This is a genomic window from Xenophilus azovorans DSM 13620 (genome assembly GCF_000745855.1).
In the GTDB taxonomy this organism is placed as follows: domain Bacteria; phylum Pseudomonadota; class Gammaproteobacteria; order Burkholderiales; family Burkholderiaceae_C; genus Xenophilus; species Xenophilus azovorans.
In genome coordinates this window covers 19,928-46,484 of record NZ_JQKD01000022.1, presented here as the reverse complement: position 1 = coordinate 46,484, position 26,557 = coordinate 19,928, and the positions used below count along the sequence as shown (strand labels likewise).

Below are 26,557 nucleotides of genomic sequence, written 5' to 3'. Positions count from 1 at the left end.
AAGGAAGGCCGGTGCGCGTCAGGCGCGTTTGAACACCAGCGTGCCGTTGGTGCCGCCGAAGCCGAAGTTGTTCTTCACGGCGACGTCGATCTTCATGTCCCGCGCCTCGTTGGCGCAGTAGTCCAGGTCGCACTCCGGGTCCTGGTTGAAGATGTTGATGGTCGGCGGGCTCTTCTGGTGGTGCACGGCCAGCACGGTGAAGACCGACTCGATGCCGCCGGCGCCGCCCAGCAGGTGGCCCGTCATCGACTTGGTGGAGTTGACCACCAGCTTCTTCGCGTGGTCGCCGAAGGCGTTCTTGATGGCGTTGGTCTCGTTCAGGTCGCCCAGCGGCGTGGAGGTGCCGTGCGCGTTCAGGTACTGGACCTGGTCGGCGTTGACGCCGGCGTTGCGCAGCGCCGCCTCCATCGAGCGGCGCGGGCCGTCCACGTTGGGCGCCGTCATGTGATAGGCGTCGGCGCTCATGCCGAAGCCGACCAGTTCGGCGTAGATCTTCGCGCCGCGGGCCTTGGCGTGCTCGTACTCCTCGAGCACCATCACGCCGCCACCCTCGCCCAGCACGAAGCCGTCGCGATCCTTGTCCCAGGGGCGCGAGGCGGCGGCCGGGTCGTCGTTGCGGGTGGACAGCGCACGCGCGGCCGCGAAGCCGCCGATGCCCAGCGGCGACACGGTGGATTCGGCGCCGCCGGCGACCATCACGTCCGCATCGCCGGCCTGGATCAGCCGTGCCGACAGGCCGATGGCATGCAGCCCGGTGGTGCAGGCCGTGACCACCGCGATGTTGGCGCCGGTGAAGCCGTACTTGATCGACACGTGGCCGGAGATCATGTTGATGATCGAGGCCGGCACGAAGAAGGGCGAGATGCGGCGCGGGCCGCGGTTGACCAGCTCGCCGTGCGTCTCTTCGATCATCGGCAGCCCGCCGATGCCCGAACCGATGTTGCAGCCGATGCGCGAGGCCAGGTCGGGCGTGAGCGCCTCGCCGGTGGGCAGGCCGCTGTCTTCCACCGCCTGGATGGCGGCCGCCATGCCGAGGTGGATGAAGCGGTCCATGTGGCGCGCTTCCTTCTCGGAGATGTACTTCGTGATGTCGAAGTCCTGCACCTGGCCGGCGAAGCGGCAGGCCAGGTTGCTGGCGTCGAAACGGGTGACGGTGCTGACGCCCGAGCGGCCGGCGAGCAGGCCGGCCCAGCTGTCGGCGACGGTGTTGCCGACGGGAGAAACGCAACCGAGCCCGGTGACGACGACGCGGCGTTGGGTCATGCCATGAACCTTTCCAGGGGAAAACGGGCGGAGCGCGCGGCCGAGGTCAGGCGGTCATGGCGCCGCGCGGCCGGCCTCCACGGGGAGGACCGAAGGCTCAGGCCTTCTGGTTCTTGGAGGCGTAGTCGATGGCGTTCTGCACCGTGGTGATCTTCTCCGCGTCTTCGTCGGGGATCTCGATGCCGAATTCGTCTTCCAGGGCCATCACGAGTTCGACCGTGTCGAGCGAGTCGGCGCCCAGATCGGCCACGAAGGCCTTTTCGTTGGTCACCTGCGACTCTTCCACGCCGAGCTGCTCGGCGATGATTTTCTTGACACGTGCTTCGATATCGCTCATTTGGTTCCCTCTGAGGGTTATAGACAATCGGTGGATTTTAACGGGCCGGGGTGTGGCGTCTTCCCGGTCGGGGCCGGGGGAAACGCCTTGCGCAGCGCCGCACTTACATGTACATGCCGCCGTTGACGTGCAGTTCCTGGCCCGTCACGTAGGCGGCCTGCGGCGAGGCCAGGTAGGCCACCGCGTGCGCGATGTCGGCCGGCTTGCCCAGGTGGCCCAGCGGGATGGACGCCAGCAGCGCCTGCTGCTGCGCCTCCGGCAGGCTGGCCGTCATGTCGGTCTCGATGAAGCCGGGCGCCACGCAGTTGACGGTGATGGCGCGGCTGCCCAGCTCGCGCGCCAGGGCGCGGGTCATGCCCGCCACGCCGGCCTTGGCGGCCGCGTAGTTGGCTTGGCCCGGGTTGCCCGAGGCGCCGACCACGCTGGTGATGCTGATGATGCGGCCGAAGCGCTGCTTCATCATCGGCCGGATGGCCGCGCGCGAGAGGCGGAACACGGCCTTGAGGTTGGTGTCGATGACGGCATCCCAGTCCTCGTCCTTCAGGCGCATGGCGAGCATGTCGCGCGTGATGCCGGCGTTGTTGACCAGCACATGCAGGCCGCCGTGCGCCTTGACGATGGCGTCGACCAGCGCCTCCACGGCCGCGCCGTCGGTCACGTCCAGCACCTGGCCCTGGCCGCGGTGGGCGGACAGCGCGGCGGTGATCTTGGCGGCGCCCTCGGCCGTGGTGCCGGTGCCGACGACCTTGTAGCCGCGCTGGGCCAGTTCCAGCGCGATGGCCGCGCCGATGCCGCGCGTGGCGCCGGTGACGAGGGCCACCTGGCCCTGGATGGTGGGTGTGCTCATGGGGAGGTGCCTCTTCAGGCCAGCGACTGCTTCGTCTCGGCCAGCGTGGCCGGATCGAGGATGACCGGGTTGGCGACGTCGGGCGCGATGCGCTTGACCATGCCGGACAGCACGCGCCCCGGCCCGCATTCGACGATGGCCGTCACGCCCCGCGCCTGGAGCGCCTGCACGCACTCGACCCAGCGCACCGGGCCGGCCGCCTGGCGCACCAGGGCGTCGCGGATGCGCGCCGGGTCGTCCTCGACCGCGACGTCGATGTTGTTGACCAGCGGGATCGCCGGCGCGGCCAGTTCCACGTCCGCCAGCGCGGCGCGCAGCGCCTCGGCCGCCGGCTTCATCAGGCTGGAATGGAAGGGCGCGGACACCGGCAGCGGCAGCGCACGCTTGGCGCCGGCGGCCTTGAGCGCCTCGCAGGCCTTCTCCACCGCGGCCTTGCTGCCGGCGATCACGGTCTGCATCGGGTCGTTGAAGTTCACCGCCTCGACCACCTCGCCGCTGCCGGCCGGGAAGCCCGCCGTCACCTCGGCGCAGCCGGCCGCGACCTTCTCGGACGCCATGCCGAGGATGGCAGCCATCGCGCCGGCGCCCACCGGCACGGCCTCCTGCATCGCACGGGCGCGCAGGCGCACCAGTGGCGCGGCCTGCTTCAGCGTCAGCACGCCGGCCGCCACCAGGGCGGAATATTCGCCGAGCGAATGGCCCGCCACCGCGGCAGGCTTCGCCCCCCCCTCGGCCAGCCAGGCGCGCCAGGCGGCGACGCCGGCCACCAGCATCACGGGCTGGGTGTTGGTGGTGAGGGCCAGCGCCTCCTTGGGGCCTTCGTGGATCAGCCTGGCCACGTCCTCGCCGAGGGCCTCGGAGGCCTCGGCCAGCGTCTCGCGCACGGCGGGGTGGTCGCCCCAGGCGTCGAGCATGCCCACGGCCTGCGATCCCTGGCCGGGAAAGACGAACGCAAAGGAAGTCATGATGTCTTGTGTCTCCGGGTCAAGCCGCGGCGCCCGCGGGGCGCCGCGAGGCTACATGTTGAGCAGCACCGCGCCCCAGGTGAAGCCGCCGCCCACGCCCTCGAGCATGACGGTGTCGCCCTTCTTCACCTGGCCGTCGCGCACGGCGGCGTCCAGCGCCAGCGGGATCGACGCCGCCGAGGTGTTGCCGTGCTCGTGCACGGTGACGACCAGCTTGTCCATGGGCAGCTTCAGCTTGCGCGCCGTGCCCTGCATGATGCGGATGTTGGCCTGGTGCGGGATCAGCCAGTCGATGTCGGCGTCGGTCTTGCCGGCCTTCTTCAGCACGGTGCGCGCCGCGTCCTCCAGCACGCGCACCGCCAGCTTGAAGACGGCCTGGCCGTCCATGTGCAGCAGCGGCGTGCCCGTCACCTGCCCGCCGGAGACGTGGCCCGGCGTACACAGGATGCCGACGTGCGAGCCGTCGGCATGGATGTCACTGGCCAGGATGCCGGGCGTGTCGCTCGCCTCCAGCACCACAGCCCCGGCGCCGTCGCCGAACAGCACGCAGGTGGTGCGGTCGCTGAAGTCGAGGATGCGCGAGAACACCTCCGCGCCCACCACCAGCGCGCAGCGCGCGGTGCCGGTGCGGATCATGGCGTCGGCCACGGTCAGCGCGTAGATGAAGCCGCTGCACACGGCCTGCACGTCGAAGGCCGGGCAGCCGGCCACGCCCAGCTTGTGCTGCAGGATCGAGGCGGACGAGGGGAAGACCATGTCGGGCGTCGAGGTCGCGACGATGATCAGGTCCACGTCCGAGGCGCTGCGGCCGGCGGCCTCCAGCGCATGCCGGCTGGCGTGCAGGGCCAGCTCGCTGCTGGTGACGTCGGGCTCGGCGAAGTGGCGCGCGCGGATGCCGGTGCGCTCCACGATCCACTGGTCGGAGGTCTCGATGCCGCGGCCCGCCAGTTCGCGGGCCAGGTCGTCGTTGGTCACGCGGCGCGGCGGCAGGTAGCTGCCGGTGCCGGTGATGCGGGAATAAGGGGTGCTCATCAGGCCTGGAGTGCTGCCGGGGCGCGCTCGGAGTTCTCCGGGGCCTCGGCGCGCTTCAGCAGGGGCGCGGCGTGGGCGATGCGGGCGCGGACGCGGTCGAGCAGGTTGTTGCGGGCGGCATCATAAGCGCGATCCAGCGCATGGCCGAACGCCACCTCGTCCGCCGAGCCGTGGCTCTTGAACACGAGGCCGCGCAGGCCCAACAGGGCGGCGCCGTTGTAGCGCCGGTGGTCGAGCCGATTCTTCAGCGCACGAAGCACCGGATAAGCGATGATCGCCGCGAGTTTGCTGAAGATACCGGCAGAAAACTCCTGCTTCATGAAGTCTACGATCATCGAGGCCACGCCTTCGGTGGCCTTGAGCGCGACGTTACCGACGAAGCCGTCGCACACCACGATGTCGGTCGTGCCCTTGAAGATGTCGTTGCCCTCGACGTTGCCGTAGAAATTCAGATCCTGCGAGTTGGCAGCCGTTTGCAGCAGTTGGCCGGCTTTCTTGATGGTTTCGCTGCCCTTGATGACTTCCTCGCCGACGTTCAGCAGCCCCACCGAAGGTGCGTCGTTGCCGGTGAGCGCCGCCACCAGCGCCGAGCCCAGCACGGCGAACTGGAGCAGGTCCTCGGCGTCGCAATCGACGTTGGCGCCCAGGTCCAGCACTGTGGAGGCGCCGCCGCGGATGTTGGGCAGCTGGGTGGCGATGGCGGGGCGGTCGATGCCGTCCAGCGTCTTGAGCAGGTAGCGGGCGATGGCCATCAGCGCGCCGGTGTTGCCGGCGGAAATGGCGGCATGGGCGGCTCCGTCCTTGACCTGCTGGATCGCCACGCGCATGGACGAATCCTTCTTCTTGCGCAGGGCGACCTCGATCGGGTCGTCCATGCCGACCACCTCGGTGGCCGCGACGATGCGCGCGCGCGGATGCCGCAGCGTGCCGAGCGCCTCCGGCACGCCCACCAGCAGCAGCGAGGCCTGCGGGTGGCGCTCCAGGAAGCCGCGGCAGGCCGCCAGCGTGACGCGCGGGCCGTGGTCGCCGCCCATGCAGTCGACGGCCAGCGTGATCGCCTCGGGCCCCGGCGCGGGGTTCGTCGTGGGAGTCGTGGGCATCAAAACAAAGGCCCGATGCTACGTGGAAAGTAGCTTCGGGCCTTGGCCTTGAGAGGGCGGGTCAGCCTTCGTTCTTGGTCTTGAGCACCTTGCGGCCACGGTAGAAGCCGTTCGGGCTGATGTGGTGGCGCAGGTGGGTTTCGCCGGTGGTCGGCTCCACGGCGATGCCGGGCACGCCCAGGGCGTTGTGCGAGCGGTGCATGCCGCGCTTGGACGGCGACTTCTTGTTCTGCTGAACGGCCATGATGGCTCCTGAGGTATTCGGTACGGTTGGTGGGCGGTGCGGCCGGGACCGGGGCAGCGCCGCCGGGGCCCGCAAGACGCTCAAGAAAGTGACCGCCTGCCGCTGGGTCGCGCCCCATATGCTCCGTGGAGATGAGCGCGCGAAGCCCGCGATTATAGCCCGGCGCGGCCGACCTGCGCCAGCCCTGCGTGCGAGCGCCGCCACCGGGCTAGCCGCTGCCCTTCCCACCCTTGAGCGCCTCCAGCGCGGCAAAGGGGTTGGGCCGCTCGCCCGCCGCATCGAAATCCGGGTCGGCCGCCGACAGCGCGACCGGCACCGGGCAGGTCTCGTGGCGCGGGGTGATGGGCAGTTCCATCAGCAGTTCGTCCTCGACCAGCGCACGCAGGTCGAAGTCGCGGCTCGCGACGAGGACGTCCTCCTCGGCCTCCTCGTCCTCCAGCGCAGCGGTGTCCTCGTCGGCGACGAAGCGGAACCAGCGGTCGGCATGCAGCGGCGTGTCCACCGGGGTCAGGCAGCGCTGGCACACCAGCGGCACGCCGGCATCGGCCTGCAGGTGCAGCCAGGGCACGGCCGCGCCGCCGGCCGGGGTGCGCAGCTCGCCCCGGACCTGCCAGCGCACGGTGCCGGCGGCATCGGGCACGGCGGATTCGGCGGCCAGGCGGGGGAAGGCGGCCAGCGGCTCCTCGGCCGAGAGCACGGCGCCGGCCTGGGCGAAGGCCGGCACGTCCAGGCGGCCGGCATCGAAGTCCTTGGCTTTCATCGGCGGCAGTCTAAGGCGCCCGGCCCTTCGCCGGGCGTCACGGACAATAGAACGATGCAACGCCCCGTGATCCTCGGCTCCACCTCGCGCTACCGCCGCGCGCTGATGGAGCGGCTGCACCTGCCCTTCGACGTGCAGGCGCCCGAAGTGGACGAGTCCGCCCTGCCCGGCGAGACGCCCGCCGCGCTGGCCGCCCGCCTGGCGCTGGCCAAGGCGCAGGCCGTGGCCGAGCGCTTCCCCGAGGCGGTGGTGATCGGCTCGGACCAGGTGGCCGACCTGGACGGCGAGGCACTGGGCAAGCCCGGCGACCATGCCCGGGCCGGTGCGCAACTGCGGCGCATGAGCGGCCGCACCCTGGTCTTCCAGACAGCCGTGGCCGTGGTCTGCCGCGCCACCGGCTTCGTGCAGCAGGACCTGGCGCCGGTGCGGGTGGTGTTCCGCGAACTCGGCGACGACGCCATCGAGCGCTACCTGCGCATCGAGCAGCCCTACGACTGCGCCGGCAGCGCCAAGAGCGAGGGGCTGGGCATCGCGCTGCTGGAGGCCATCGACAGCGACGACCCCACCGCCCTGGTCGGCCTGCCGCTGATCCGCACCTGCCGCATGCTGCGCGCAGCGGGCGTCGATCTGCTCTGATGGCCACGCTCTACCTCGTCCCCGCCCCGCTGGACTTCGGCTGCGAGCCGCAGGCGCCGCTCACCGACGTGCTGCCGCAGGGCACGCTGGCCACCGCCGCCCGCCTGACGCACTGGATCTGCGAGAACGCCAAGACCGCCCGCGCCTACCTCAAGCGCATCGACGCGATGGTGCCGCTGGCCGCGCCGCTGCAGGCGATGGCGATCCAGGAACTGCCGCGCGAGGTGCACAAGAAGGGCGACCACGACGGCGCCGGGGCGAACGCGCAGGCGATCCGCGCCCTGCTCGCCCCGCTGGCGGCAGGGCACGACATGGGCCTCCTGAGCGAGGCCGGCATGCCGGCGGTGGCCGACCCGGGCAGCTCGGTGGTGCGCGCCGCGCACGCGATGGGCGCCGCGGTCGTGCCGCTGGTCGGCCCGGTCTCGCTGCTGCTGGCGCTGGCGGCCAGCGGCCTGAACGGGCAGAACTTCGCCTTCGTCGGCTACCTGCCGCAGGACGCGCAGGCGCGCCAGCAGCGCATCCGCGAGCTGGAGGCCCTGGCGCTGCGCACGGGACAAACGCAGCTCTTCATCGAAACGCCGTACCGCAACGCCGCGCTGCTGCAGGCGCTGGTGCAGACGCTGAAGCCCGAGACGCGGCTGGCCGTGGCCAGCGGACTGACGCTGGCGCAGGCGACCGTGCACAGCCACAGCGTCAAGACCTGGCGCGCGCAACCTTCCCCGGCCCCGGAACGGCTCCCCGCCGTCTTCGCCATCGGCCGCTGACATCGAACCTTGACCCACGCCCCCTTCCACCCCGCCGCCCGCTGGGCCGCACGCACGCAGTTCTTCTGCTCCGGTTTCATCTTCGCCACCTGGGGCGTCCACATTCCCACCGTGAAGGCGCACTACGCCATCGACGAGGCGGGGCTCGGGCTGGCGATGCTGGCCGCCGGTTTCGGCGCCCTGTTCGGCATCAGCCGGGCGGGCCGCTGGATCGGCCGCTTCGGCGCGGCGCGCATGGCGCTGGTCACCGGCGGCGTCTATGCGCTGATGATCGCCCTGCTCACCCACATGCCCTCGTACACCGGGCTGCTGGCGCTGCTGGTGGCCTTCGGCCTGACGACCAGCGTGTTCGACGTGGCGATCAACACCGAGGCCTCGCAACTGGAGCGCCTGGACGGGCGGCCGCTGATGAGCGGCATGCACGGCATGTTCAGCCTGGGCGGCATGGCGGGCGCGGTGAGCGGCGGCGCGGCCCTGGCCGCCGGGCTGGCGCCGGCCTGGCACCTGGCGCTGGTGGCCGGCGTCATGGCGGTGGCGGTGGTGGCGGCCGCCCGCTGGATGCTGCCGGCCGCGCTCACCGCCAGCGAGACGCCGGCCGGCGGCGCCCCGCGCCTGTCCGGGAGCCGGCGCACCGCGCTGCTGGTGCTGGGCGTCCTGGCGGCGCTGGGCCTGGTCGCCGAAGGCGCGATGTACGACTGGAGCGTGCTCTACCTGCAGCAGGAGCTGGGCAGCCCGCAGCAGCAGGCCGCGCTGGCCTATGCCAGCTTCTCGGCGGCGATGGCGGCGGCCCGCTTCGGCGGCGACGCGCTGCGCGCGCGCCTGGCGCCGGCGCCGCTGCTGCGCGCCAGCGCGCTGCTGGCGGCGGCCTCGATGACGCTGGTGCTGCTCACCCCTTCGCCGTGGGTGGCGCTGGCGGGCTTCGCCGGCGTGGGCATCGGCTTCGCCAACGTGGTGCCGGTGCTGTTCGCCGCCGCGGCGCAGGTGCCGGGGGTGGAGCCGGCGCGCGGCATCGCGGCGGTGTCGGCGGCGGCGTACCTGGGCTTCATGGCGGGGCCGCCGGTGATCGGCTTCCTCGCGCGGGCCAGTTCGCTCACGGCCGCGCTGGCGGTGGTGGTGCTGTTCGCGATGGCGCTGGCCGTGGCGGCGCCGCGCGCCGCGCGGGCGGCCGGGGGCGGAACGCGCGCCCCGGTGCCCTCAGCGGACTGAAGGACCCGCGCGCATGCCGCGCAGCGTCACGTCGGCGAAGGCGGCGCCGAAGCGCTTGGCCAGGCGCTCGGCGACGTTGTCGCGGCGGGTGTAGTCGATCACCTCCTCGGCCTTGACCACCTCGCGCGCCACGTAGTCGACGTTGCCCAACCCGTCCGCCAGGCCGAGGTCCACGGCCTGCTGGCCGGTCCAGAACAGGCCGCTGAACAGGCCCGGCGTGTCGGCCTTCAGGCGCTCGCCGCGGCCCTTCTTCACCACGTCGATGAACTGGGCGTGGATCTGGTCGAGCATCTGCTGCGCATGCTGGCGGTGCGTCTCGCTCAGCGGGCTGAACGGGTCGAGGAAGCCCTTGTTCTCGCCCGAGGTGAGCAGCCGCCGCTCCACGCCCAGCTTGTCCATGGTGCCGGTGAAGCCGAAGCCGTCCATCAGCACGCCGACGCTGCCCACCAGGCTGGCCTTGTCGACGTAGATCCTGTCGGTGGCGGCAGCGATGTAGTAGGCGGCCGAGGTGCAGCTTTCCTCCACCACGGCATAGATGGGCTTCTTGTGCTTGGCCCGCAGGCGCTTGATCTCGTCGTTGATGATGCCGGCCTGCACCGGGCTGCCGCCGGGCGAGTTGATCAGCAGCACCAGGCCCTTGGCGCCCTGGTCCTCCAGCGCGTTCTTCATGGCGGCGACGACGAACTCGGCGCTGGCGTCGCCGCCATTGGCGATCTCGCCCTCGATCTCGACCACGGCGGTGTGGGCCGTGCTGGTCGTGGCCGAGGGCTGGGTGCGCGAGAAGCCCAGCCACAGCAGGGCGATGAAGAAGGCCAGCCAAGCCAGGCGCACGAAGGTCTTCCAGCGCCGCGCGGCGCGTTGCTCCTTCAGTGCGGCGAAGGCCAGCTTCTCGAGGGCGGCCCGCTCCCAGCCGGGCTTGGCGGCAGGGTCGGCAGGGGCCGCGGCGGGTGCGGCGGGTGCGGCGGCGCCCGGGGCGGGCGCGAAGGGTTCGAAACCCGAAGGTTCGCGGCGGTCGGAATCGCTCATGGGAAGAGGTGCAAGGGCCGTGCGCCCGGTCAGAAGGCGACGGGCTGCAGGTTCCAGTCAGTATGCCAGCGGACCACGCCGTCGTGCTCCGACAGGGCGATGCGCACCAGGCCGCCGCGGCAGGGGCCGCCGGCGCACTCGCCGGTGTCGGGCCGGTACACGGCGCCGTGGGTGGCGCATAGCAGCCACTGGCCGGTGTCGTCGAAGAAGCGGCCTTCCTGGTAGTCCATCTCCATCGCCACGTGGGTGCAGCGGTTGAGGAAGGCGTGCACGCGGCCCTCGAAACGGATGGCGAAGGCGCGGCAGGTCTGCCCGCCGTAGACGACGTCGAAGCCCACGGCCAGGCCGCCGTCGACCAGGTCGCGGCTGTTGCACAGAGGGATGGCTTCCTCGGTCATCGGCAGGTGGATCAGGCGTTCGTCAGCAACCAGTCGGACAGGTCCTGCACGGAATGCGCCACGTGCAGCGGCGCCAGCGCCTCGAAGCCGGCCGGCTCGTGGGCGCCGTAGCTCACGCCCACGCCGGCGCAGCCGGCGTTGCGCGCCAGCTGCAGGTCGTGGATGGTGTCGCCGATCATCAGGGTGCGCTCGGGCGGGACCTGAAGCTCCTCCATCAGTTCGAGCAGCATGCGCGGATGGGGCTTGCCGAAAGTCTCGTCGGCGGTGCGCGAGGCGTCGAAGCGATGGCGCAAGTCGATGCTGTCCAGCACGGCGTCCAGCCCCCGGCGCGACTTGCCGGTGGCCACCGCCAGCCGGTGGCCGCGCGCCGCCAGCGCATCGAGCATCGGCAACACGCCGTCGAAGAGCACCAGGTCGTCCTGGTGGCGCAGGTAGTGGTGGCGGTAGCGCTCGCCCAGTTCGCGGTACTTCGCCGGTGGCACGTCGGGCGCGGCCTTGGCCAGCGCCTCGGCCAGGCCCAGGCCGATGACCCAGGCGGCATCGCGCTCCGCCGGCCGGCGTCCGCCCACGTCCACCACCGCGGCCTGGATGCAGCGCGTGATGACGGCGGTGGAGTCGTACAGCGTGCCGTCCCAGTCGAAGGCGATGAGGTCGAAGCGCAGCGGGCGCGGGTCAGTGGGGTTCGTCATTCGTCTCAAGGGTAGCGCGGGCCGGCGTCGGCAGCAGGTCGGCCAGTTCCGGCGGCAGCGGCGCCTGCAGGGCGACCGGCTCACCGCTGGCGGGATGGTCGAAGGACAGGCGCCAGGCGTGCAGGAACATGCGTTTCAGGCCCAGGCGCGCCAGCGCGCGGCGGCGCTCGGCGTCGCCGTACTTGTCGTCGCCGGCGATCGGGTGCCCGGAAGAGGCCAGGTGCACGCGGATCTGGTGCGTGCGGCCGGTCTTGATCGTCACCGCCAGCAGGGTCATCGGCGCGGCGTCGCCCGGCAGCGTGAGGCGCGCCAGCACCCGCACCAGCGTCAGGGCGCGCATCGCGTCGGGATGGTCCTTCGGCACCACCTTCACGCGCCGTTCGCCCTCGGCCTGGCCGGGCGTGGGCGCCAGCAGGTAGCGGGCCAGCGGTGCGTCGATCACCTTCAGCCGGGCCGGCCAGTCGCCCTCCACCAGCGCCAGGTAGGTCTTGCCGGTCTCGCGGCCGCGGAACTGCGCCTGCAGCGCCGTGAGGGCGCTGCGCTTCTTGGCCACCAGCAGCACGCCGGAGGTGTCGCGGTCCAGCCGGTGCACCAGTTCCAGGAAGCGCGCCTGCGGCCGCGCGGCGCGCAGCTGCTCGATGACGCCGAAGCTCACGCCGCTGCCGCCGTGCACCGCCACGCCGGCGGGCTTGTTCACGGCGATCAGGGCCTCGTCCTCGTACAGCAGGTCGAAGGCGCGCGCCGGCGCGGGCGGCGCGGCGGCCGGCTCGGCCACGCGCAGCGGCGGCAAGCGGACCACGTCTCCGGGGGCGACGCGCGCGTCCGCCTGGGCGCGGCCCTTGTTCAGCCGCACCTCGCCGGAGCGGATGACGCGGTACACGTGCGTCTTGGGCACGCCCTTGAGGTGGCGGAAGAGGTAGTTGTCCAGCCGCTGGCCGGCCGATTCCTCGTCCACCGTGAGAAAGCGCACCTGCTGCGCCGCCGCGGCCGGCGGCGCGGCAGACCGGCCGGCCGGCTTCGCACCTATAATGTTTTTCACCAGCGCGATCGTGCAAGTGCTTGATTGAACGGGAAGTTTAGAGCACCCACCCATCGCCTGGCAGGTCGATGCCGCTGCGGCGCATGGCTTGCCCCTCGCGGCATCCCAGGCAAGGCAATGAGGCCGACGCCGACGAAACCCCCAACGGAATACATGCCAGCCGGCGCCCCGCAATCGAATGCAGCAGGTGCCGGCCGGCGGATCGAGACGAGTGCCCCGGTGCTGATGTGGCTTGTTCAATGGTGCCTGCGCTGGCTGATGCCAGCGCCCTCCGGCATTGAATCGCCCGCAGCGCCCGTCACTGCTGCGCCCCAGGCCATCGAGAAGGTGGCTTCGCAGCGCCTGATCGGCCTCGCGCCCATCCTCGCGCCCCCACCGCCCCGGTTGCTGCCGAACTGACCCGGAGGGTGGGCCCGGCGCCCCCTCTCCCCTGTCGGCAGCCTGGTGCGCACCGGTCGTTCCGCCCGTTTCGCCGCGTCGTCCTCCGTGCATCGAAGGTCCTCCGGGACCATCGAGAGACAACGAACAACAAAGGACACGCACTCCCATGAAACGGATGCTGATCAACGCCACGCAGGCCGAAGAGCGCCGCCTGGCCATCGTCGACGGGCAGAAGCTCCTCGACTACGAAATCGAGATCGAAGGGCGCGAGCAGCGCAAGGGCAACATCTACAAGGCCGTCGTCACCCGCGTCGAGCCCAGCCTGGAGGCCTGCTTCGTCGACTACGGCGAGGACCGCCACGGCTTCCTGCCCTTCAAGGAAATCTCCAGGCAGTACTTCGCCGAAGGCGTCTCGGCCAGCCAGGCCCGGATCCAGGACGCGATCAAGGAAGGCCAGGAGCTGATCGTCCAGGTCGAGAAGGAAGAGCGCGGCAACAAGGGCGCGGCGCTGACCACCTTCATCAGCCTGGCCGGCCGCTACGTCGTGCTGATGCCCAACAACCCGCGCGGCGGCGGCGTCAGCCGGCGCATCGAGGGCGAGGACCGCGCCGAGCTGAAGGAGGCGATGGACCAGCTCGAATACCCCAAGGGCATGAGCATCATCGCGCGCACCGCGGGCATCGGCCGCACCGCGCCCGAGCTACAGTGGGACCTGAACTACCTGCTCAAGCTGTGGAGCGCCATCGACGGCGCCGCCAAGGGCGCCCGCGGCGCCTTCCTGATCTACCAGGAGTCGTCGCTGGTGATCCGCGCGATCCGCGACTACTTCAACCACGACATCGGCGACATCCTGATCGACACCGACGACATCTACGAGCAGGCGCAGCAGTTCATGGCGCACGTCATGCCCGAGCATGCCGCCCGCGTGAAGCGCTACCGCGACGACGCGGCGCTGTTCAGCCGCTTCCAGATCGAGCACCAGATCGAGTCGGCCTACGCCCGCACGGTGCAGCTGCCCAGCGGCGGCGCCATCGTGATCGACCACACCGAGGCGCTGGTGTCGATCGACGTCAACTCGGCGCGCGCCATCAAGGGCGGCGACATCGAGGAGACCGCCACCCGCACCAACCTCGAGGCCGCCGACGAGGTGGCCCGCCAGATGCGCCTGCGCGACCTGGGCGGCCTGATCGTCATCGACTTCATCGACATGGACGAGTCGAAGAACCGCCGCGAGGTCGAGAACCGCCTGCGCGACGCGCTGCGCCAGGACCGCGCCCGCGTGCAGTTCGGCTCGATCAGCAAGTTCGGCCTGATGGAGATGAGCCGCCAGCGCTTGAAGCCGGCGCTGAGCGAGGGCGCCTCCATCCCCTGCCCGCGCTGCGGCGGCTCCGGCCACATCCGCGACACGGAGTCGAGCGCGCTGCAGATCCTGCGCATCATCCAGGAGGAGTCCATGAAGGACAACACCGCCGCCGTGCACGTGCAGGTGCCGGTGGAGGTGGCCTCCTTCCTGCTCAACGAGAAGCGCACCGAGATCGCCAAGATCGAAATCAAGCAGCGCGTGAACGTGCTGATGATCCCGAACAAGACGCTGGAGACGCCCAACTACAGGCTGGAGCGCCTCAAGCACGACGACGCCCGCCTGGACCAACTGCGCGCCAGCTACAGCATGGCCGACGAGTTCGAGGACCCGACGCGCGTGACGCGCCGCTCGCAGGAGCCCACCAACAAGCAGACGCCGGTGATCAAGGGCGTGCTGCCGGATGCGCCGGCACCGGTGGTGCCGCCGCGCGAGGCGGTGGCGCCCGCGCCGGCAGCCCCGGCACCCGTGGCCGCCGCGCCGGTCGCGGCAGCAGCCCGGGCGCCGGCCGAAGGCGGCTTCTTCGCCTGGCTCAAGGGCCTCTTCGGCGGTGCGCCCGCCGAGGCGCCGGCAGCGGCGCCCGTCGCTGCGCCGGCCGAGCCGGCGAAGACGCAGCAGTCGCGCGAAGGCCGCGGCGGCGACGGACGCCGCGGCGGACGCTCGCGCGACCGTGACGGCGAAGGCCGTGGCGGCGCCCGCTCGGGCGAGCGGCGCGACGGCGAGCGGCGCAACGGTGGCGGAGAGCGCCGCGGCGAGCGCGGCGAACGGGGCGAATCCGGCCGCGAGGCCCGCGACGCCGAGCGCCAGCAGGGCGGCAACGGCGGCCGCAGCCGGGGCCGCCGCGATGCCGACGCCCGCCCGGGCACCGAGGACGCCGGCCTGGCGACGGCTTCGGCCGACGCACCGCGCACCGGCGCCGAAGGGGAAGCCCGCCCGCCGCGCAGCCGCGGCGAGCGGCGCGAGCGGCAGCCGGGCGAGGCCCGCGGCGGCGAGGCAGCGCGCGAGAACCGCACGGCCGGCGAGCAGGGCGAGGCGGCGGCAGGCCGGTCCGCCGACGCGCCGCGCCGCAATGGCGAGGAGCGCCGCGAACGCCGGGGCGGCTCCGAGCGGGCACGACCCGAAGGTGCCGGTCCGACCGAGGAAGCGGACCGCAGCGCTGCACCGGTGACCGCAGAGGGTGCGGAGGCCGAACAGCGTGCACCCCGTGCCGAGGGCGAGGAACGGCGGGGCCGCTCGCGCGACCGCTACGGCCGTGACCGCCGAGACGGCCGCGACGGCCGCGAAGGCCGCGACGACTTCCGCGAGGCATCCGGCCGTGGCCCGGCCCCTGCTGCGGAGCCCGACGCACTGCCGGTGTCGGCACCTGCCGCCGCCGCTGCGCAGGCCGAGCCTGCGCCCGTGGCCGCAGCGGCGCCCGCCGCGTCGTCGGGATCGCAGCGCGCCCCGCTGCCGCGCGTCGCGCCGTTCGAGCTGCCCACCACCACGCTGGAAGGCGTGGCGCAGGACGCCGGCCTGATCTGGGTGAACTCGAACGCGCAGCGCGTGGCGGAAGTGCGCGCCGCGATCGCGGCCGAGCCCCGCCCGGTCCACGTGCCGCGCGAGCGCCCGCCGCTGCCGGTGCTGGACGACGGCCCGCTGGTCCTGGTCGAGACGCGCAAGGACCTGGCCGGCGTGGTCCTGCCCTTCGAGGCATCGTCGGGCGCGGCCAGCACCTGACCGGCGGCGCGGCGCCGCCGCGGCCCCTCAAAGCACAACGCCCACCTCGTCATCGGACGGGGTGGGCGTTGTCACGTGAGGGCCGGGGCGCACCGGCCCCGCGGCATCACTGCTCGTCGGGCAGGATGCTCTCGTAGTTGTAGTTGGTGTAGCGGTAGCGGCCGTACTTGTAGTTGCCGAAGCTGCCCTTCTTCACCTCGACCGCGTTCAGCAGCACGCCGGTGGCGGACTTGCCGCTCAGCGAGAGCCGGCGCGTGCTCTCGCGCAGTTCGCCCATGGTGGACACGCCGGCGCGTGCCACGATGAGCACCGTGCCCGAATGCGAGGCGATGGTGGCGGTGTCCGAGGCGACCAGCACCGGCGGGCTGTCGATGATGACCAGGTCGTACAGCTCCGACAGCCGCTCCATCACCTCCTTGAAGGCGGAGGAGGTGAGCAGCTCCGCCGGGTTCGGCGGCAGCTGGCCGGTAGCCAGGAAGTCCAGCTGGTCCACCACGTGCCGGTGCACCGTCTGCTGGATCGTCAGGCTGCCGGCGATCAGCTCCGACAGGCCGCCGTGGCGCTGCAGGCCGAAGTACTGGTGCATGTGGCCGCGGCGCAGGTCGGCGTCGATCAGCAGCGTGCGCTTGCCGGCCATGGCCATGAGGGTGGCGAAGTTGGCGGCCACGAAGCTCTGGCCCGCGCCGGGCGCCGGGCTGGTCATCAGCACGCGGTTGTTGGAGGCGCCCAGCATCGCGAACTGCATGGCGGTGCGCAGGGTGCGCAGGCTCTCGACGGCCGGGTCCTCCGGCATCTCCAGCGCCACCAGCCGCGCCCCCGTGGGGCCGGTCAGGCGCCGGGTCGCCACGCTGGTCTGCAGCGCGCTGTGGGGGATGGTGGAGAACACCGGCAGGCCGATGTGGTCCTCCAGCTCGTCCGGGTCCTTGATGCGCTGCTCCACCAGCGCGTTGCGCACGAAGGCGGCGATGCTGCCCAGCAGCAGGCCGGTGAACAGCGCCAGCGCGAGGATCAGCGGCTTGCGGGGCTTGATGGGCTTGATCGGCACCGGCGCCGTGTCCAGCAGGCGCGCGTTGCCGACCTTGCCCTCCTTGACCAGCCGCAGCTGCAGCGCCTGGCTCAGCAGCGACTGGTACAGGCTGGTGTTGACCTTCACGTCGCGCTCCATGCGCACGGCGTCCTGCTGGATGCCGGGCAGCGCCTTGATGCGGGTCTGGATGCCGCCGATGTCGGCCTGCAGCGCGGCGATCTGCGCGTCCAGCATCTGCATCTGCGGGTGCTGGCTGGTGAACCTCGACTCCATCTCCCGGCGCTTCTGCTGGGCTTCCAGCAGCTTGGTCTGGCGCTCGACCACGGTTTCCAGGATCAGCTTGGCCTCTTCCTCCAGGGCCACGGTGCCGCGCTGGTTGCGGTAGCGCTTGTAGATCTCCTCGGACTCCTCCAGCTGCCGCTTGAAGACCGGCAGTTGCGAATCCAGGAAGGACAGGGTCTTCTGCGCCTCCTCGGCCTTGCGCTCGACGTTCTGGCGCACGTACTGTGCCGCGATGGCGTTGAGCACCTGGGCGATGCGCGCCGGGTCGGTGCCCTGCAGCGACACGTCGATGACGCCCGACTGCTTGCCCCGCTCCTGCAGCGTCAGGCTGCGCTGCAGCCCGTTGACGGTGTCGAGCCGCCGGTGGCGCACCAGCCTGAACTCGGCGCCGGGCAGGCCGGCCAGCGCCGTGACCTCCAGCTCCAGCCTGCCGTCCGGGGTGGACACGGTCAGCGGCTGGCCGACCCGGCCGATCACCTCGTCGATGCCCTCGGCGCGCAGTGCGTAGGCGCCGTCCTCGCCGGCCGTCAGCACGAAGGGCTCGCCCTCCAGGGCGGGCGGCACGTCGAAGCGGGCCACGCTGATCGACTCCTTGCCGGACACATAGCCGCCCAGGCCGAAGATGCCCGGCTTCGACAGTCCCGTCGCCCGCTCGGCCAGCCAGTTGCCCACCAGCGGCACCAGCCGCGGCTCGGCCACCAGGTCGAGCCGGGTGGCGTCCACGGCCTTGCCCAGGATGGCGCGCGAGCGAATGATCTCGACCTCGGCGCTGGTGGGCGTCTTCACGTCGAACAGCGCCGACGCCTCGCCCAGGAAGCTCTTGGTCGCCGAGCTGCTCTCGGAGTCCTCGACCTGCACCAGGATGTTGGTCTCGTAGGTCTTCTTGGAGAAGGTCACCACGGCCAGCCCCGCCAGCAGGCTGGCCAGCACGATGCCGACGATCAGCCCGCGGTTGGAGACGAAGACGTCCAGCAGCTGGCCCACGTGCAGCGGCTCGTCGGAGGGCGAATCCACCGGCTGCAGCGTGACGGGAACGACCGTGGAGGGGGTGTTGAAGGTGGAACTCATGGCCACGACTCCTGCTTACCTGTAGGTGCCACGGATCAGGTTGGCACTCTGCGCGCTCGGCAGAATGAGGTTGATGATCCGGCTCCAGCGCACGAGGCCGACCGGGTCGACGTAGACGAGGTCCTTGGGCTCCAGGTCGAAGCCGTCGGCCAGCGCCAGCGAGGACGGCGTGCGGGCGTCGAGGTGGAAGATCTTCTGCCCGCCCGCCGGCTCGTTGCGCACCACGTAGATCTGGCGCGGGTTGGCCGTGGCCAGGTCCACGCCGCCCACCTCGCCCAGCGCGTCGCTCAGGCTCAGCCGGCCGTTGCGCATCAGCACGGCCGAGGGCTTGAGCACCTCCCCGGCCACGATGACCTTGCGCTCCTCGCGGTTGCGCACGTAGACGATGTCGCCGCTTTGCAGCGGTATACGGGTCGGGTCCACGCCCGTCTGGGCCAGGGCGACCATGTCCACGATCGTGCTCTTGCCACCCCGGGTGAGCATCACGGACGAGCGGTCGCCCTCCGGCAGGATGCCGCCGGCGCGGCTGATGGCCTCGGGCAGCGTCATGGGGATGTCGGTGAACACCTGCAGCCCCGGCGCGCGCACCTCGCCCTCGACGAAGACGCGCTTGCTGCGGAAGGCCTGGATGCGCACCGTGACCTGCGGGTCCTTGTAGACCCGCGCCAGGTTCTTCTTGAGGTGGTCTTCCACCTGCTGGACCGTCATGCCCTCGGCCTTGAACAGCCCGACGTAGGGGAAGCTCAGCTGGCCGGTCTCGGACACCACGAAGCCCGGCGCGGGCGCGATGCTGGCCGGGTCGGCCACCGTGGTGGGCGGGATGAAGCTGGATGTCAGCTCGGGATGGTCGTACACGGTGACGCCCAGCACGTCGCCGGGGCCGATGCGGTAGGACGCGGGCGTGCCCAGCAACTGCTGCACGTCGTCGCCCAGCGTCCTCGGGTGGCTGGCTCGCTGCGCCAGGATCAGCTCCGGCGTGATCGGCGTGACGGCGCCTTCGGCAGGCCGGTCGCCGTCCGCCGAAGGGGGCGGCGCCAGGGATTCCGGCACGCTGTTGAAACCCGGTGCGGCCGCACAGCCCTGCAGGATGACGAGGATGGCCAGCAGCCCGCTTCGCCAGCCGAGTAATGCGTTACTTTTCACTTTTCGCCTCGACCAAGGAAGAAAGTAATACTTTTGGAAACAGTTAACACTGTACTCCACAAGCTCGGCCGGTTTCAATTTTTTTAAGTAAATAGAACTAATGAGGGATACCGGCGGGTGCAGGCGGGCGGCGGCTGCCGTGAGCGGCCGCAGCGAACTCGGGGGAGGGAAGGAGTGAAAGGACGGGGGCGCGGCGCCGCGCTCAGCGGCCGAGGGCGGCCTGCTTCCAGGCCTCGGCGGCCCGCGCCGGGTCGCCCTGCATCTCGGCCAACTCGGCCAGGGCCGACCAGGCGCGCCGGTGCAGTTCGGCGTCTTGCAGCGCCGTGCCGGCCTGCGCCAGCAGTTGCTGCGCCTTGCCCCAGAGCTGGCGGCGCATGCAGGCCATGCCGGCCAGGTACTGGAGGGTGGCGTTGCGCGGGTCGGCGCGCTGGGCCGCCTCGATGCGCGCCAGCCAGTCGGCATCGACGGTGTCGAGGCTGGCCTCCAGCGCGCGCGCCAGTTTGATGCGCAAGCCCTCGTCCATCGCGCGCGGCTGCGCGACGGCCCGCTCCCACACCGGCAGCAGCCAGGCGCGGGCCGTGGCCGGCTCGCCGCCCAGGGCGATCATGCGCTGCGCCGCCTGGATGGCGACCTCGGGGATCTCGCGCTCGGCCGGCTCCAGCCGCGCCCAGGCCTGGCGCAACTGCCCGGTGTCGTGCGCCTGGCCGATCAGGTCGGCGGCCAGGCCGCGCAGGATGCTGGCGGCGGCGCCGGCGGAGAAGGCGCGGTGCTTGGCGAGCAGCCGTGCGGTGTCCAGCGCGTCCTGCGGCCGGCCGGCCTGGCGCGCCGCCTTCAGCCGCAGCCGCAGGGCCAGCGTGCGGCGCTGGGCGCCCTGGGGCAGTTCGGCCAGCCGGGCCAGCGAGGCGGCGGGATCGCGGTCTTCCAGGGCCCAGCGCGCGGCGCGCAGTTGCACACCCTCGCGCGTCTCGGGCGCCAGGCCGGCCGCGGCGCGGGCGTCGTCGCCTTCCTGCAGGGCCTGGTGCAGATGCGCGTCGCGACCGGGCTGGTCCTGCAGCGACTGCGCGGCCTCGGCCGCCAGCAGGTGGGCCAGGGCGCGCACCTGCGGCGCCTGGGGCAGCGGGGCTTCCAGCGCAGCCAGCATGCGCTCCTGCGCCAGGGCCGCCTGCGCCGCCCGGCGCGCGCGGCTGAAGCGGCCGGCCAGCAGTTGCACCATCGCGTCGAGCAGCGCCGCGTGCAGCGCCCGCTCCTTCTGCTGCAGGCGCCACTGCCGCGCCTGGATCGGCAGCGAGAACAGGGCCGCCAGCGCGCGCAGCGCCAGGTGCAGCACCACGAACAGCAGCCCCAGCGCCAGCAGCACCAGGTTGAGCGACAGGTCGATGCGCGTGGGCGGCCAGAACAGCGTGACGGTGCCCTGGTTGTTGCCGGCGAACAGCGCCACCGCGGCGGCGATGCCGAACAGCGCGAGCAGCCAGAGCGCGGCGCGCATCAGGGGGTCTCCCTCGCGGGGCGGCAGGGGTTGCTCATCGGCCGGCAGCAGCGGCAGCAAGAGCCGCCAGGGTGTCGTCGACATGCGGCGGCGCCGACGCCCTGACCAGCGACTGCACCTGCTGCAACTGGGTCGCGGCGACCTGCACCTTGCGCGATGCCGGGTCGAAATAGCGGTTGATCAGCGCCTGCACGCCGGCCAGCTCGCCGCGCGCGTTGTCCGCCTGGCGCGACAGCAGCGCCAGCCGCGCGCTGAGCAGCTTGAGCTTGAGGTTCTCGCGCAGGAAGAAGGTCTGGTCGGGCGCGAGCAGCGCCGCCTCGGGCCGGTCGATGCGCGAGACGCGCACCAGGGAGCGCAGCTCGCCCCGCACCGTCATCAGGAAGCGCTGCCACCACGGCGCGTCGGCCGGCACGGCCTCGTTGGCCCAGGCGTCGGGCGCGGCCGCGCCGCGCACCGCGAGCTGGTTGAGGGTGGGCAGGTCGTCGACGCCGCGCAGCAGTTCGTCCAGGCGCGACAGCGCCTCGCCGCCGTCGCCGCTGGCGGTCGCGCGGATGCGGTCCGCGTCGCGCTGCAACGCGCGCTGCAGCGGCGCCAGCCGGGGCTGCGCCGCGCGCGCCACGCGCTGCTCGCCGGCCTTGAGCGCCGCCAGCAGCGGCTGCACGTTGCCGGTGGCCTGGGCCTGCTCCAGCGCCAGGCGCACGGCGGACTCGATGTCGACCACCAGGTTCTCGTCGCGCGAGCGCGAGAGGCTGTGCATCAGTTCGTCGAGTTGGGCGCGCTGCAGCGTGAGTTCGGACACGCGGGTGTCCAAGAGCGCCAGGCGCGCCGCGGCGTCGCTCACCGTCTCCTGCGCCTGGCGGGCCAGGGCGCGGGCCTCGGTGGCCTGGACGGTGGCATCGGCGCTCTGGCGGGCGAGCTGTTCCTGCATGCCCGAGACCTTCTGCCACAGCAGGATCGCCAGCAGCAGCGCGATGCCGGTCAGCAGCGCCAGCACGCCGAAGGCCAGCCGCACGCCCTGCGCCGTGACCGCGACGGGCACCACAGCCACCGGCGCCGGCAAGGCCAGGGGCGGCGCCGTGCCGGGGGAGGATTCTTCGGACACGGAGGCGGCCGTCATCGAAGGGATTCTATCGAGGCGACCATCTCCGGCAGGCGCGGCGAAACCGCCTCCACCCGTCCGAAACCGGCCTGGCGCGCGGCCTCCACGATGCGTTCATGGGTCGCCAGCGCGCGCGCCCCGGCCCAGTCCTGGCCCGGCAGTGCGGCCCGCAGGTTGCCCACGGCTTCGGAGCTGCTGAAGAGCCACCAGCTTCCGTCGCGCGCGGCGGCCTGCGCCCGTCGGCGCGCAGCCTCGTCGAACTGCGGCGCCAGCCGCCGGTAGACGGCGACGGTCTGCACCGCCGCGCCCGCCGCTTCCAGCCGGCGGGCCAGCCAGTCGCGCCCCGCCGGCCGACCCTGCGCGTCGGCCCCGCGCACCAGCAGCACGCGCAGGCCGGGGCGCACCTGCGTCTCGACCTGTTCCCACAGGGCTTCCGAATCGAAGCGCGCCTGCGCCTCGGGCGGCGTATCGATGCGCTCCGCAGGCACGCCGGCCGCCTGCAGTGCGGCCGCCGTGCCGGGGCCGGTGCACCAGCAGCGCGCGGCGCCGAGGCCGGCCGCCTGCATCGGCCGCAGCCGGAAAAAGTGCGCCACGGCGGCGGCGCTCACGAACATCAGCGCGTCGTGCGCGTCCGCCGGCGGCAGCGGCGCCATCGCGCCGGGCAACTGCGCGGCGATCTCGATCAGCGGAAACGCCTCGGCCTCGATGCCGGCAGCGCGCAATGCATCCACCCAGCGGCCGACCTCGCCGGCCGGCCGCGTGACCAGCACCGAAGGACGCACCGCCGTGGCCATGCCGGCGCTAGCGGGCGCCGCCGGCGCGCAGCGCGCCGGCCACGCGCATGCCGAGCGCCTCGGCCCCGGCCAGGTCGGTCACGGCCTCCGCCGCCTGCGCGCGCACCAGCGCGCCGCTGCCCTCGGCGTCGCCCCAGGCGGCGGCCAGATGCAGGCCCTGCGCACCCGTGCGGGCATGCGCGGCCAGCGGCATGGAGCAGCTGCCGCCCAGCGCGCGGCTGACGGCGCGCTCGGCGGCGGTCGCCAGCCAGGTCGGCTGGTGCGCCAGCGGCGCCAGGGCGGCGCGCAGGTCGTCGCGGCCGGCGCGGATCTCGATGCCCAGCGCGCCCTGCCCTGCCGCGGGCAGCATCGCCTCGGGCTCGAAGACCTGGCGGATGCGCGCCTGCAGGCCCAGCCGCTTGAGGCCCGCCGCCGCCAGCACGATGGCGGCGTACTGCCCCTCGTCGAGCTTGCGCAGGCGGGTGTCGAGGTTGCCGCGCAGCGGCTCGATGCGCAGGTCGGGCCGCAACGCCTTGAGCAGCACCGTGCGGCGCAGGCTGGAGGTGCCGACCACCGCGCCCTGCGGCACCTCGTCGAGCGAGGCGTACCCTGGCGAGACCAGCGCGTCGCGCGGGTCCTCGCGCTCCATCACGCAGGCCAGATCGAAGCCTTCGGGCAGCTCCATCGGCACGTCCTTGAGCGAGTGCACCGCGATGTCGGCGCGGCCCTCCTCCAGCGCCGTCTCCAGCTCCTTGACGAACAGGCCCTTGCCGCCGACCTTGCTGAGCGTGCGGTCCAGGATCTGGTCGCCGCGCGTGGTCATGCCCAGCAGTTCGACGGCGTGGCCCCGTTCTTGCAGAAGTGCTTTCACATGCTCGGCCTGCCAGAGGGCCAGGCGGCTTTCGCGCGTGGCGATGACGATGGGTTTCACGGGTGGAGGAACGCAGGCTTCGGGGGCTGACGATGCTAGCATGTTGCGCCGCAGCAACGCCGTTGCACGCGCCATGTCCCCTACCCAGGAGCCACCCGGATGAGCACCGCCGCCCGCAGGACCCCGCCCGCGAAGACCAGGAAGAGCCCCAGCCCGGCCAAGCCGGCCGCCCCCCGGCGCCAGGCCGACGAGCAGCCGCTGATCGAGGACATCCGCCTGCTGGGCCGCATCCTCGGCGACGTGATCCGCGAGCAGGAAGGCGCGGCCACCTTCGAGCTGGTGGAGCGGATCCGCACCCTGTCGGTGGCCTTCCGCCGCGACCAGGACCACTCGGCCGACCGCGCGCTCAAGAACCTGCTCAAGAGCCTCTCGGCCAACGAGGCGGTGCGCGTGATCCGCGCCTTCACCTACTTCAGCCACCTGGCCAACCTGGCCGAGGACCGCCACCAGATCCGCCGCCGCACCGAGGCCGAGCGCGCCGGCGAAGCCATCGAGGGCAGCCTGGAGGTGGCGCTGGCGCGCATCCGCAAGGCCGGCATCGGCGACGCGCAGGTGGCGCAGGCGCTGGCGCACAGCTATCTCTCGCCGGTGCTCACAGCGCACCCGACGGAGGTGCAGCGCAAGAGCATCCTCGACGCCGAGCGCGGCATCGCGCAGCTGCTGGCCGCGCGCGACGAGATCCGCCAGCGCCAGCGCCTGTACGCCGGCGGCAAGGACGCGCTCACGCCGCGCGAGCTGGCCGACAACGAGGCGCAGTTGCGGGTGCGCGTCACGCAGCTCTGGCAGACGCGGCTGGTGCGCTTCACCAAGCTGCTGGTGGCCGACGAGATCGAGAACGCGCTGTCCTACTACGAGGCGACCTTCCTGCGCGAGATCCCGCACGTGTACGCCGACCTGGAGAAAGCGCTGGGCCGCGAGGACATCGCGCCCTTCCTGCGCATGGGCCAGTGGATCGGCGGCGACCGCGACGGCAACCCCAACGTGACGGCCGAGACGCTGGACTACGCGCTGCGCCGCCAGTGCGAGCTGGCGCTGCGCCACTACCTGACCGAGGTGCACTACCTGGGCGGCGAGCTGTCGCTGTCGGCCGCGCTGGTGGACGTGTCGCCCGAGATGCAGGCGCTGGCCGAGGCCTCGCCCGACCCGAGCGAGCACCGCCGCGACGAACCCTACCGCCGCGCCCTCATCGGCATCTACGCCCGCCTGGCGGCCACGCTGCGCGAGCTGACCGGCGGCGTGGCGGCACGCCACGCGGTGGCGCCGCAGAACCCGTATCCCGACGCCCAGGGCCTGCTGGCCGACCTGCGCACCATCGAGGAATCGCTGCGCGAGAAGCACGGCGCCGCGCTGGTCGAACCGCGCCTGAAGCCGCTGATCCGCGCGGTGGAGGTGTTCGGCTTCCACCTCGCCACGGTGGACCTGCGGCAAAGCTCCGACAAGCACGAGGCGGTGGTGGCCGACCTGCTGAAGGTGGCGCGCATCGAGCCCGACTACACCGCGCTGGCGGAAGACGCCAAGCAGACGCTGCTGCTGCGCCTGCTGGACGACGCCCGTCCGCTGCACGTGCCCGACGCGGCCTACGCGCCGCTCACGGTGAGCGAGCTGGCCATCTTCGCGCAGGCCCGCACGGCGCACGCGCGCTACGGCCGCGCCGCCATCCGCCACTACATCATCAGCCACACCGAGACGGTGAGCGACCTGCTGGAAGCGCTGCTGCTGCAGAAGGAAGTGGGCCTGATGCGCGGCACCTTGAACGAGGATGCCGTGTGCGACCTGATCGTCGTGCCCCTGTTCGAGACCATCGAGGACCTGCGCAACGCCGCGCCCATCGTGCGCGCCTTCTACGGCCTGCCGGGCGTGCATGCGATGGTGCAGCGCTCCGGCGCCGAGCAGGACGTGATGCTCGGCTACAGCGACAGCAACAAGGACGGCGGCATCTTCACCAGCAACTGGGAGCTGTACCGCGCCGGCAACGCGCTGGTGAAGCTGTTCGACGAGTTGAATGCAGGGCAGGAGCGGCCGATCCGCCTGCGCATGTTCCACGGCCGCGGCGGCACCGTGGGCCGCGGCGGCGGACCGAGCTACCAGGCCATCCTGGCGCAGCCGCCGGGCACCGTGCGCGGGCAACTGCGCCTGACGGAACAGGGCGAGGTGATCGGCTCGAAGTACGCCAACAGCGAGATCGGCCGGCGCAACCTCGAGACGCTGGTGGCCGCCACGCTGGAGGCGACCTTCCTCACGCCGAACAAGGCCGCGCCGGCGGCCTTCCTCGACGCGGCGGAGGCGCTTTCGCGCGCCAGCATGGCCGCCTACCGCGCGCTGGTGTACGAGACGCCGGGCTTCGTCGACTACTTCTTCGGCGCCACGCCGATCCGCGAGATCGCCGAGCTGAACATCGGCTCGCGCCCCGCCTCGCGCAACCCCAAGCACAACATCGAGGACCTGCGCGCCGTGCCCTGGAGCTTCAGCTGGGGCCAGTGCCGCCTGACGCTCAACGGCTGGTACGGCTTCGGCAGCGCGGTCGTGCGCTTCGTCGAGGGCGCGCCCGACGCCAAGGGCCGCAAGGAGCGCGAGGCGCTGCTGCAGCGCATGTACGCGCAGTGGCCCTTCTTCCGCACGCTGCTGTCGAACATGGACATGGTGCTGGCCAAGAGCGACCTGGCGCTGGCCACGCGCTATGCCGAACTGGTGGGCGACCGCAAGCTGCGCCAGAAGGTGTTCTCGATGATCGAGGCCGAGTGGCACAGGACCTCCGACGCGCTCACGCTCATCACCGGCGCGAAGCAGCGACTGGAGGGCAACGTGGAGATGCAGCGCTCGGTGCGCCACCGCTTCCCCTACATCGACCCGCTGCACCACATGCAGGTGGAGCTGATGCGCCGCTTCCGCAGCGGCGACGGCGGCGAGCGGCTGCAGCGCGGCATCCACCTGTCGATCAACGGGGTGGCGGCGGGGCTGCGCAATACGGGCTGATTGCGGGCCCCT

General features: G+C 72.1%; 23 protein-coding genes. 5 read left to right on the top strand and 18 right to left on the bottom strand.

The window, feature by feature from the left end; translation table 11 throughout:
* Positions 1-18: 18 nt before the first annotated feature.
* The 8 genes from fabF to Q392_RS13680 all read right to left on the bottom strand — a co-directional run bounded on the left by fabF (position 19) and on the right by Q392_RS13680 (position 6,548).
* The gene (gene fabF, locus Q392_RS13715) at positions 19-1,263 is read right to left on the bottom strand and encodes a beta-ketoacyl-ACP synthase II (RefSeq protein WP_038208317.1); all 1,245 of its coding nucleotides are present in this window, start codon (positions 1,261-1,263) and stop codon (positions 19-21) included.
* Positions 1,264-1,360: 97 nt separating this feature from the next.
* Complete coding sequence (acpP, locus tag Q392_RS13710) at positions 1,361-1,600, bottom strand: acyl carrier protein (protein WP_038208314.1); 240 nt, start codon at positions 1,598-1,600, stop codon at positions 1,361-1,363.
* A 103-nt stretch (positions 1,601-1,703) separates the two neighbouring features.
* Positions 1,704-2,447, bottom strand: coding sequence for a 3-oxoacyl-ACP reductase FabG (fabG, locus tag Q392_RS13705; protein WP_038208311.1), 744 nt, complete (start codon positions 2,445-2,447; stop codon positions 1,704-1,706).
* A 14-nt stretch (positions 2,448-2,461) separates the two neighbouring features.
* A complete protein-coding gene (gene fabD / locus Q392_RS13700; protein ID WP_038208308.1) occupies positions 2,462-3,412 on the bottom strand; it encodes an ACP S-malonyltransferase in 951 nt (316 codons plus the stop codon).
* Between the two features lie 51 nt (positions 3,413-3,463).
* Positions 3,464-4,444 (bottom strand): beta-ketoacyl-ACP synthase III, encoded by a 981-nt coding sequence (locus Q392_RS13695; protein ID WP_038208305.1) that lies wholly within the window; start codon positions 4,442-4,444, stop codon positions 3,464-3,466.
* Positions 4,444-5,544 carry a phosphate acyltransferase PlsX gene (gene plsX, locus Q392_RS13690; RefSeq protein WP_084217051.1) on the bottom strand — a complete coding sequence of 367 codons (1,101 nt, stop codon included), beginning with the start codon at positions 5,542-5,544 and terminating at the stop codon, positions 4,444-4,446. Before plsX ends, Q392_RS13695 begins: the two co-directional genes overlap by 1 nt.
* Before the next feature lie 61 nt (positions 5,545-5,605).
* Positions 5,606-5,788: a 50S ribosomal protein L32 gene (gene rpmF / locus Q392_RS13685; RefSeq protein ID WP_038208303.1), complete on the bottom strand. Its 183-nt coding sequence runs from the start codon at positions 5,786-5,788 to the stop codon at positions 5,606-5,608.
* A 208-nt stretch (positions 5,789-5,996) separates the two neighbouring features.
* Positions 5,997-6,548 (bottom strand): YceD family protein, encoded by a 552-nt coding sequence (locus Q392_RS13680; RefSeq protein WP_038208300.1) that lies wholly within the window; start codon positions 6,546-6,548, stop codon positions 5,997-5,999.
* 54 nt (positions 6,549-6,602) lie between these two features.
* On the opposite strand from Q392_RS13680, the gene Q392_RS13675 reads away from it, so the two are divergent.
* Genes Q392_RS13675 through Q392_RS13665 form a run of 3 tightly spaced genes read left to right on the top strand, consistent with a single transcriptional unit; the run spans position 6,603 to position 9,154 of the window.
* Entirely contained in the window at positions 6,603-7,184 is a 582-nt protein-coding gene (locus Q392_RS13675) for a Maf family nucleotide pyrophosphatase (protein ID WP_038208299.1), read from the top strand.
* Entirely contained in the window at positions 7,184-7,948 is a 765-nt protein-coding gene (locus Q392_RS13670) for an SAM-dependent methyltransferase (protein ID WP_038208297.1), read from the top strand. Before Q392_RS13675 ends, Q392_RS13670 begins: the two co-directional genes overlap by 1 nt.
* Before the next feature lie 9 nt (positions 7,949-7,957).
* Positions 7,958-9,154 (top strand): MFS transporter, encoded by a 1,197-nt coding sequence (locus tag Q392_RS13665; RefSeq protein WP_038208295.1) that lies wholly within the window; start codon positions 7,958-7,960, stop codon positions 9,152-9,154.
* Here the strand turns inward: Q392_RS13665 and Q392_RS13660 are convergent.
* Genes Q392_RS13660 through Q392_RS13645 form a run of 4 tightly spaced genes read right to left on the bottom strand, consistent with a single transcriptional unit; the run spans position 9,143 to position 12,306 of the window.
* Positions 9,143-10,180, bottom strand: a complete 1,038-nt coding sequence (locus Q392_RS13660; protein WP_038208292.1) for a S49 family peptidase — start codon at positions 10,178-10,180, stop codon at positions 9,143-9,145. The two genes, Q392_RS13665 and Q392_RS13660, sit on opposite strands and share 12 nt — an antisense overlap.
* A 29-nt stretch (positions 10,181-10,209) precedes the next feature.
* Positions 10,210-10,578, bottom strand: coding sequence for a Rieske (2Fe-2S) protein (locus Q392_RS13655; RefSeq protein ID WP_038208289.1), 369 nt, complete (start codon positions 10,576-10,578; stop codon positions 10,210-10,212).
* Between the two features lie 11 nt (positions 10,579-10,589).
* Positions 10,590-11,267 carry an HAD-IA family hydrolase gene (locus Q392_RS13650; RefSeq protein WP_038208274.1) on the bottom strand — a complete coding sequence of 226 codons (678 nt, stop codon included), beginning with the start codon at positions 11,265-11,267 and terminating at the stop codon, positions 10,590-10,592.
* Complete coding sequence (locus tag Q392_RS13645) at positions 11,251-12,306, bottom strand: RluA family pseudouridine synthase (protein WP_038208272.1); 1,056 nt, start codon at positions 12,304-12,306, stop codon at positions 11,251-11,253. Before Q392_RS13645 ends, Q392_RS13650 begins: the two co-directional genes overlap by 17 nt.
* 547 nt (positions 12,307-12,853) lie before the next feature.
* Here Q392_RS13645 and Q392_RS13640 point away from each other — a divergent pair.
* Positions 12,854-15,763: an Rne/Rng family ribonuclease gene (locus tag Q392_RS13640; protein ID WP_038208259.1), complete on the top strand. Its 2,910-nt coding sequence runs from the start codon at positions 12,854-12,856 to the stop codon at positions 15,761-15,763.
* A gap of 106 nt (positions 15,764-15,869) precedes the next feature.
* Here the strand turns inward: Q392_RS13640 and Q392_RS13635 are convergent, their stop codons facing one another.
* The 6 genes from Q392_RS13635 to hemC form a co-directional block, all read right to left on the bottom strand.
* Entirely contained in the window at positions 15,870-18,140 is a 2,271-nt protein-coding gene (locus tag Q392_RS13635) for a polysaccharide biosynthesis tyrosine autokinase (protein WP_051953446.1), read from the bottom strand.
* A 15-nt stretch (positions 18,141-18,155) separates the two neighbouring features.
* Positions 18,156-19,283 carry a polysaccharide biosynthesis/export family protein gene (locus Q392_RS13630; protein ID WP_038208256.1) on the bottom strand — a complete coding sequence of 376 codons (1,128 nt, stop codon included), beginning with the start codon at positions 19,281-19,283 and terminating at the stop codon, positions 18,156-18,158.
* A gap of 202 nt (positions 19,284-19,485) precedes the next feature.
* Positions 19,486-20,769: a heme biosynthesis protein HemY gene (locus Q392_RS13625; RefSeq protein ID WP_038208573.1), complete on the bottom strand. Its 1,284-nt coding sequence runs from the start codon at positions 20,767-20,769 to the stop codon at positions 19,486-19,488.
* 34 nt (positions 20,770-20,803) lie between these two features.
* Complete coding sequence (locus tag Q392_RS13620; protein WP_038208242.1) at positions 20,804-21,886, bottom strand: uroporphyrinogen-III C-methyltransferase; 1,083 nt, start codon at positions 21,884-21,886, stop codon at positions 20,804-20,806.
* Positions 21,883-22,662, bottom strand: a complete 780-nt coding sequence (locus Q392_RS13615) for a uroporphyrinogen-III synthase (protein WP_038208239.1) — start codon at positions 22,660-22,662, stop codon at positions 21,883-21,885. The genes Q392_RS13620 and Q392_RS13615 overlap by 4 nt, the downstream gene beginning before the upstream one ends.
* Before the next feature lie 7 nt (positions 22,663-22,669).
* Complete coding sequence (hemC, locus tag Q392_RS13610; protein ID WP_038208566.1) at positions 22,670-23,614, bottom strand: hydroxymethylbilane synthase; 945 nt, start codon at positions 23,612-23,614, stop codon at positions 22,670-22,672.
* A 57-nt stretch (positions 23,615-23,671) separates the two neighbouring features.
* Between hemC and ppc the strand changes: the two genes are divergently transcribed.
* The gene (gene ppc, locus Q392_RS13605) at positions 23,672-26,545 is read left to right on the top strand and encodes a phosphoenolpyruvate carboxylase (RefSeq protein WP_051953444.1); all 2,874 of its coding nucleotides are present in this window, start codon (positions 23,672-23,674) and stop codon (positions 26,543-26,545) included.
* Positions 26,546-26,557: the final 12 nt, after the last annotated feature.

Excerpts from the sequence above, each read along its gene's own strand:
- fabF (WP_038208317.1), bottom strand. The coding sequence starts at position 1,263 with ATGACCCAACGCCGCGTCGTCGTCACCGGGCTCGGTTGCGTTTCTCCC.
- acpP (WP_038208314.1), bottom strand. The coding sequence starts at position 1,600 with ATGAGCGATATCGAAGCACGTGTCAAGAAAATCATCGCCGAGCAGCTC.
- fabG (WP_038208311.1), bottom strand. The coding sequence starts at position 2,447 with ATGAGCACACCCACCATCCAGGGCCAGGTGGCCCTCGTCACCGGCGCC.
- fabD (WP_038208308.1), bottom strand. The coding sequence starts at position 3,412 with ATGACTTCCTTTGCGTTCGTCTTTCCCGGCCAGGGATCGCAGGCCGTG.
- Q392_RS13695 (WP_038208305.1), bottom strand. The coding sequence starts at position 4,444 with ATGAGCACCCCTTATTCCCGCATCACCGGCACCGGCAGCTACCTGCCG.
- plsX (WP_084217051.1), bottom strand. The coding sequence starts at position 5,544 with ATGCCCACGACTCCCACGACGAACCCCGCGCCGGGGCCCGAGGCGATC.
- rpmF (WP_038208303.1), bottom strand. The coding sequence starts at position 5,788 with ATGGCCGTTCAGCAGAACAAGAAGTCGCCGTCCAAGCGCGGCATGCAC.
- Q392_RS13680 (WP_038208300.1), bottom strand. The coding sequence starts at position 6,548 with ATGAAAGCCAAGGACTTCGATGCCGGCCGCCTGGACGTGCCGGCCTTC.
- Q392_RS13675 (WP_038208299.1), top strand. The coding sequence starts at position 6,603 with ATGCAACGCCCCGTGATCCTCGGCTCCACCTCGCGCTACCGCCGCGCG.
- Q392_RS13670 (WP_038208297.1), top strand. The coding sequence starts at position 7,184 with ATGGCCACGCTCTACCTCGTCCCCGCCCCGCTGGACTTCGGCTGCGAG.
- Q392_RS13660 (WP_038208292.1), bottom strand. The coding sequence starts at position 10,180 with ATGAGCGATTCCGACCGCCGCGAACCTTCGGGTTTCGAACCCTTCGCG.
- Q392_RS13655 (WP_038208289.1), bottom strand. The coding sequence starts at position 10,578 with ATGACCGAGGAAGCCATCCCTCTGTGCAACAGCCGCGACCTGGTCGAC.
- Q392_RS13650 (WP_038208274.1), bottom strand. The coding sequence starts at position 11,267 with ATGACGAACCCCACTGACCCGCGCCCGCTGCGCTTCGACCTCATCGCC.
- Q392_RS13640 (WP_038208259.1), top strand. The coding sequence starts at position 12,854 with ATGAAACGGATGCTGATCAACGCCACGCAGGCCGAAGAGCGCCGCCTG.
- Q392_RS13635 (WP_051953446.1), bottom strand. The coding sequence starts at position 18,140 with ATGAGTTCCACCTTCAACACCCCCTCCACGGTCGTTCCCGTCACGCTG.
- Q392_RS13625 (WP_038208573.1), bottom strand. The coding sequence starts at position 20,769 with ATGCGCGCCGCGCTCTGGCTGCTCGCGCTGTTCGGCATCGCCGCCGCG.
- Q392_RS13620 (WP_038208242.1), bottom strand. The coding sequence starts at position 21,886 with ATGACGGCCGCCTCCGTGTCCGAAGAATCCTCCCCCGGCACGGCGCCG.
- Q392_RS13615 (WP_038208239.1), bottom strand. The coding sequence starts at position 22,662 with ATGGCCACGGCGGTGCGTCCTTCGGTGCTGGTCACGCGGCCGGCCGGC.
- hemC (WP_038208566.1), bottom strand. The coding sequence starts at position 23,614 with ATGCTAGCATCGTCAGCCCCCGAAGCCTGCGTTCCTCCACCCGTGAAA.
- ppc (WP_051953444.1), top strand. The coding sequence starts at position 23,672 with ATGAGCACCGCCGCCCGCAGGACCCCGCCCGCGAAGACCAGGAAGAGC.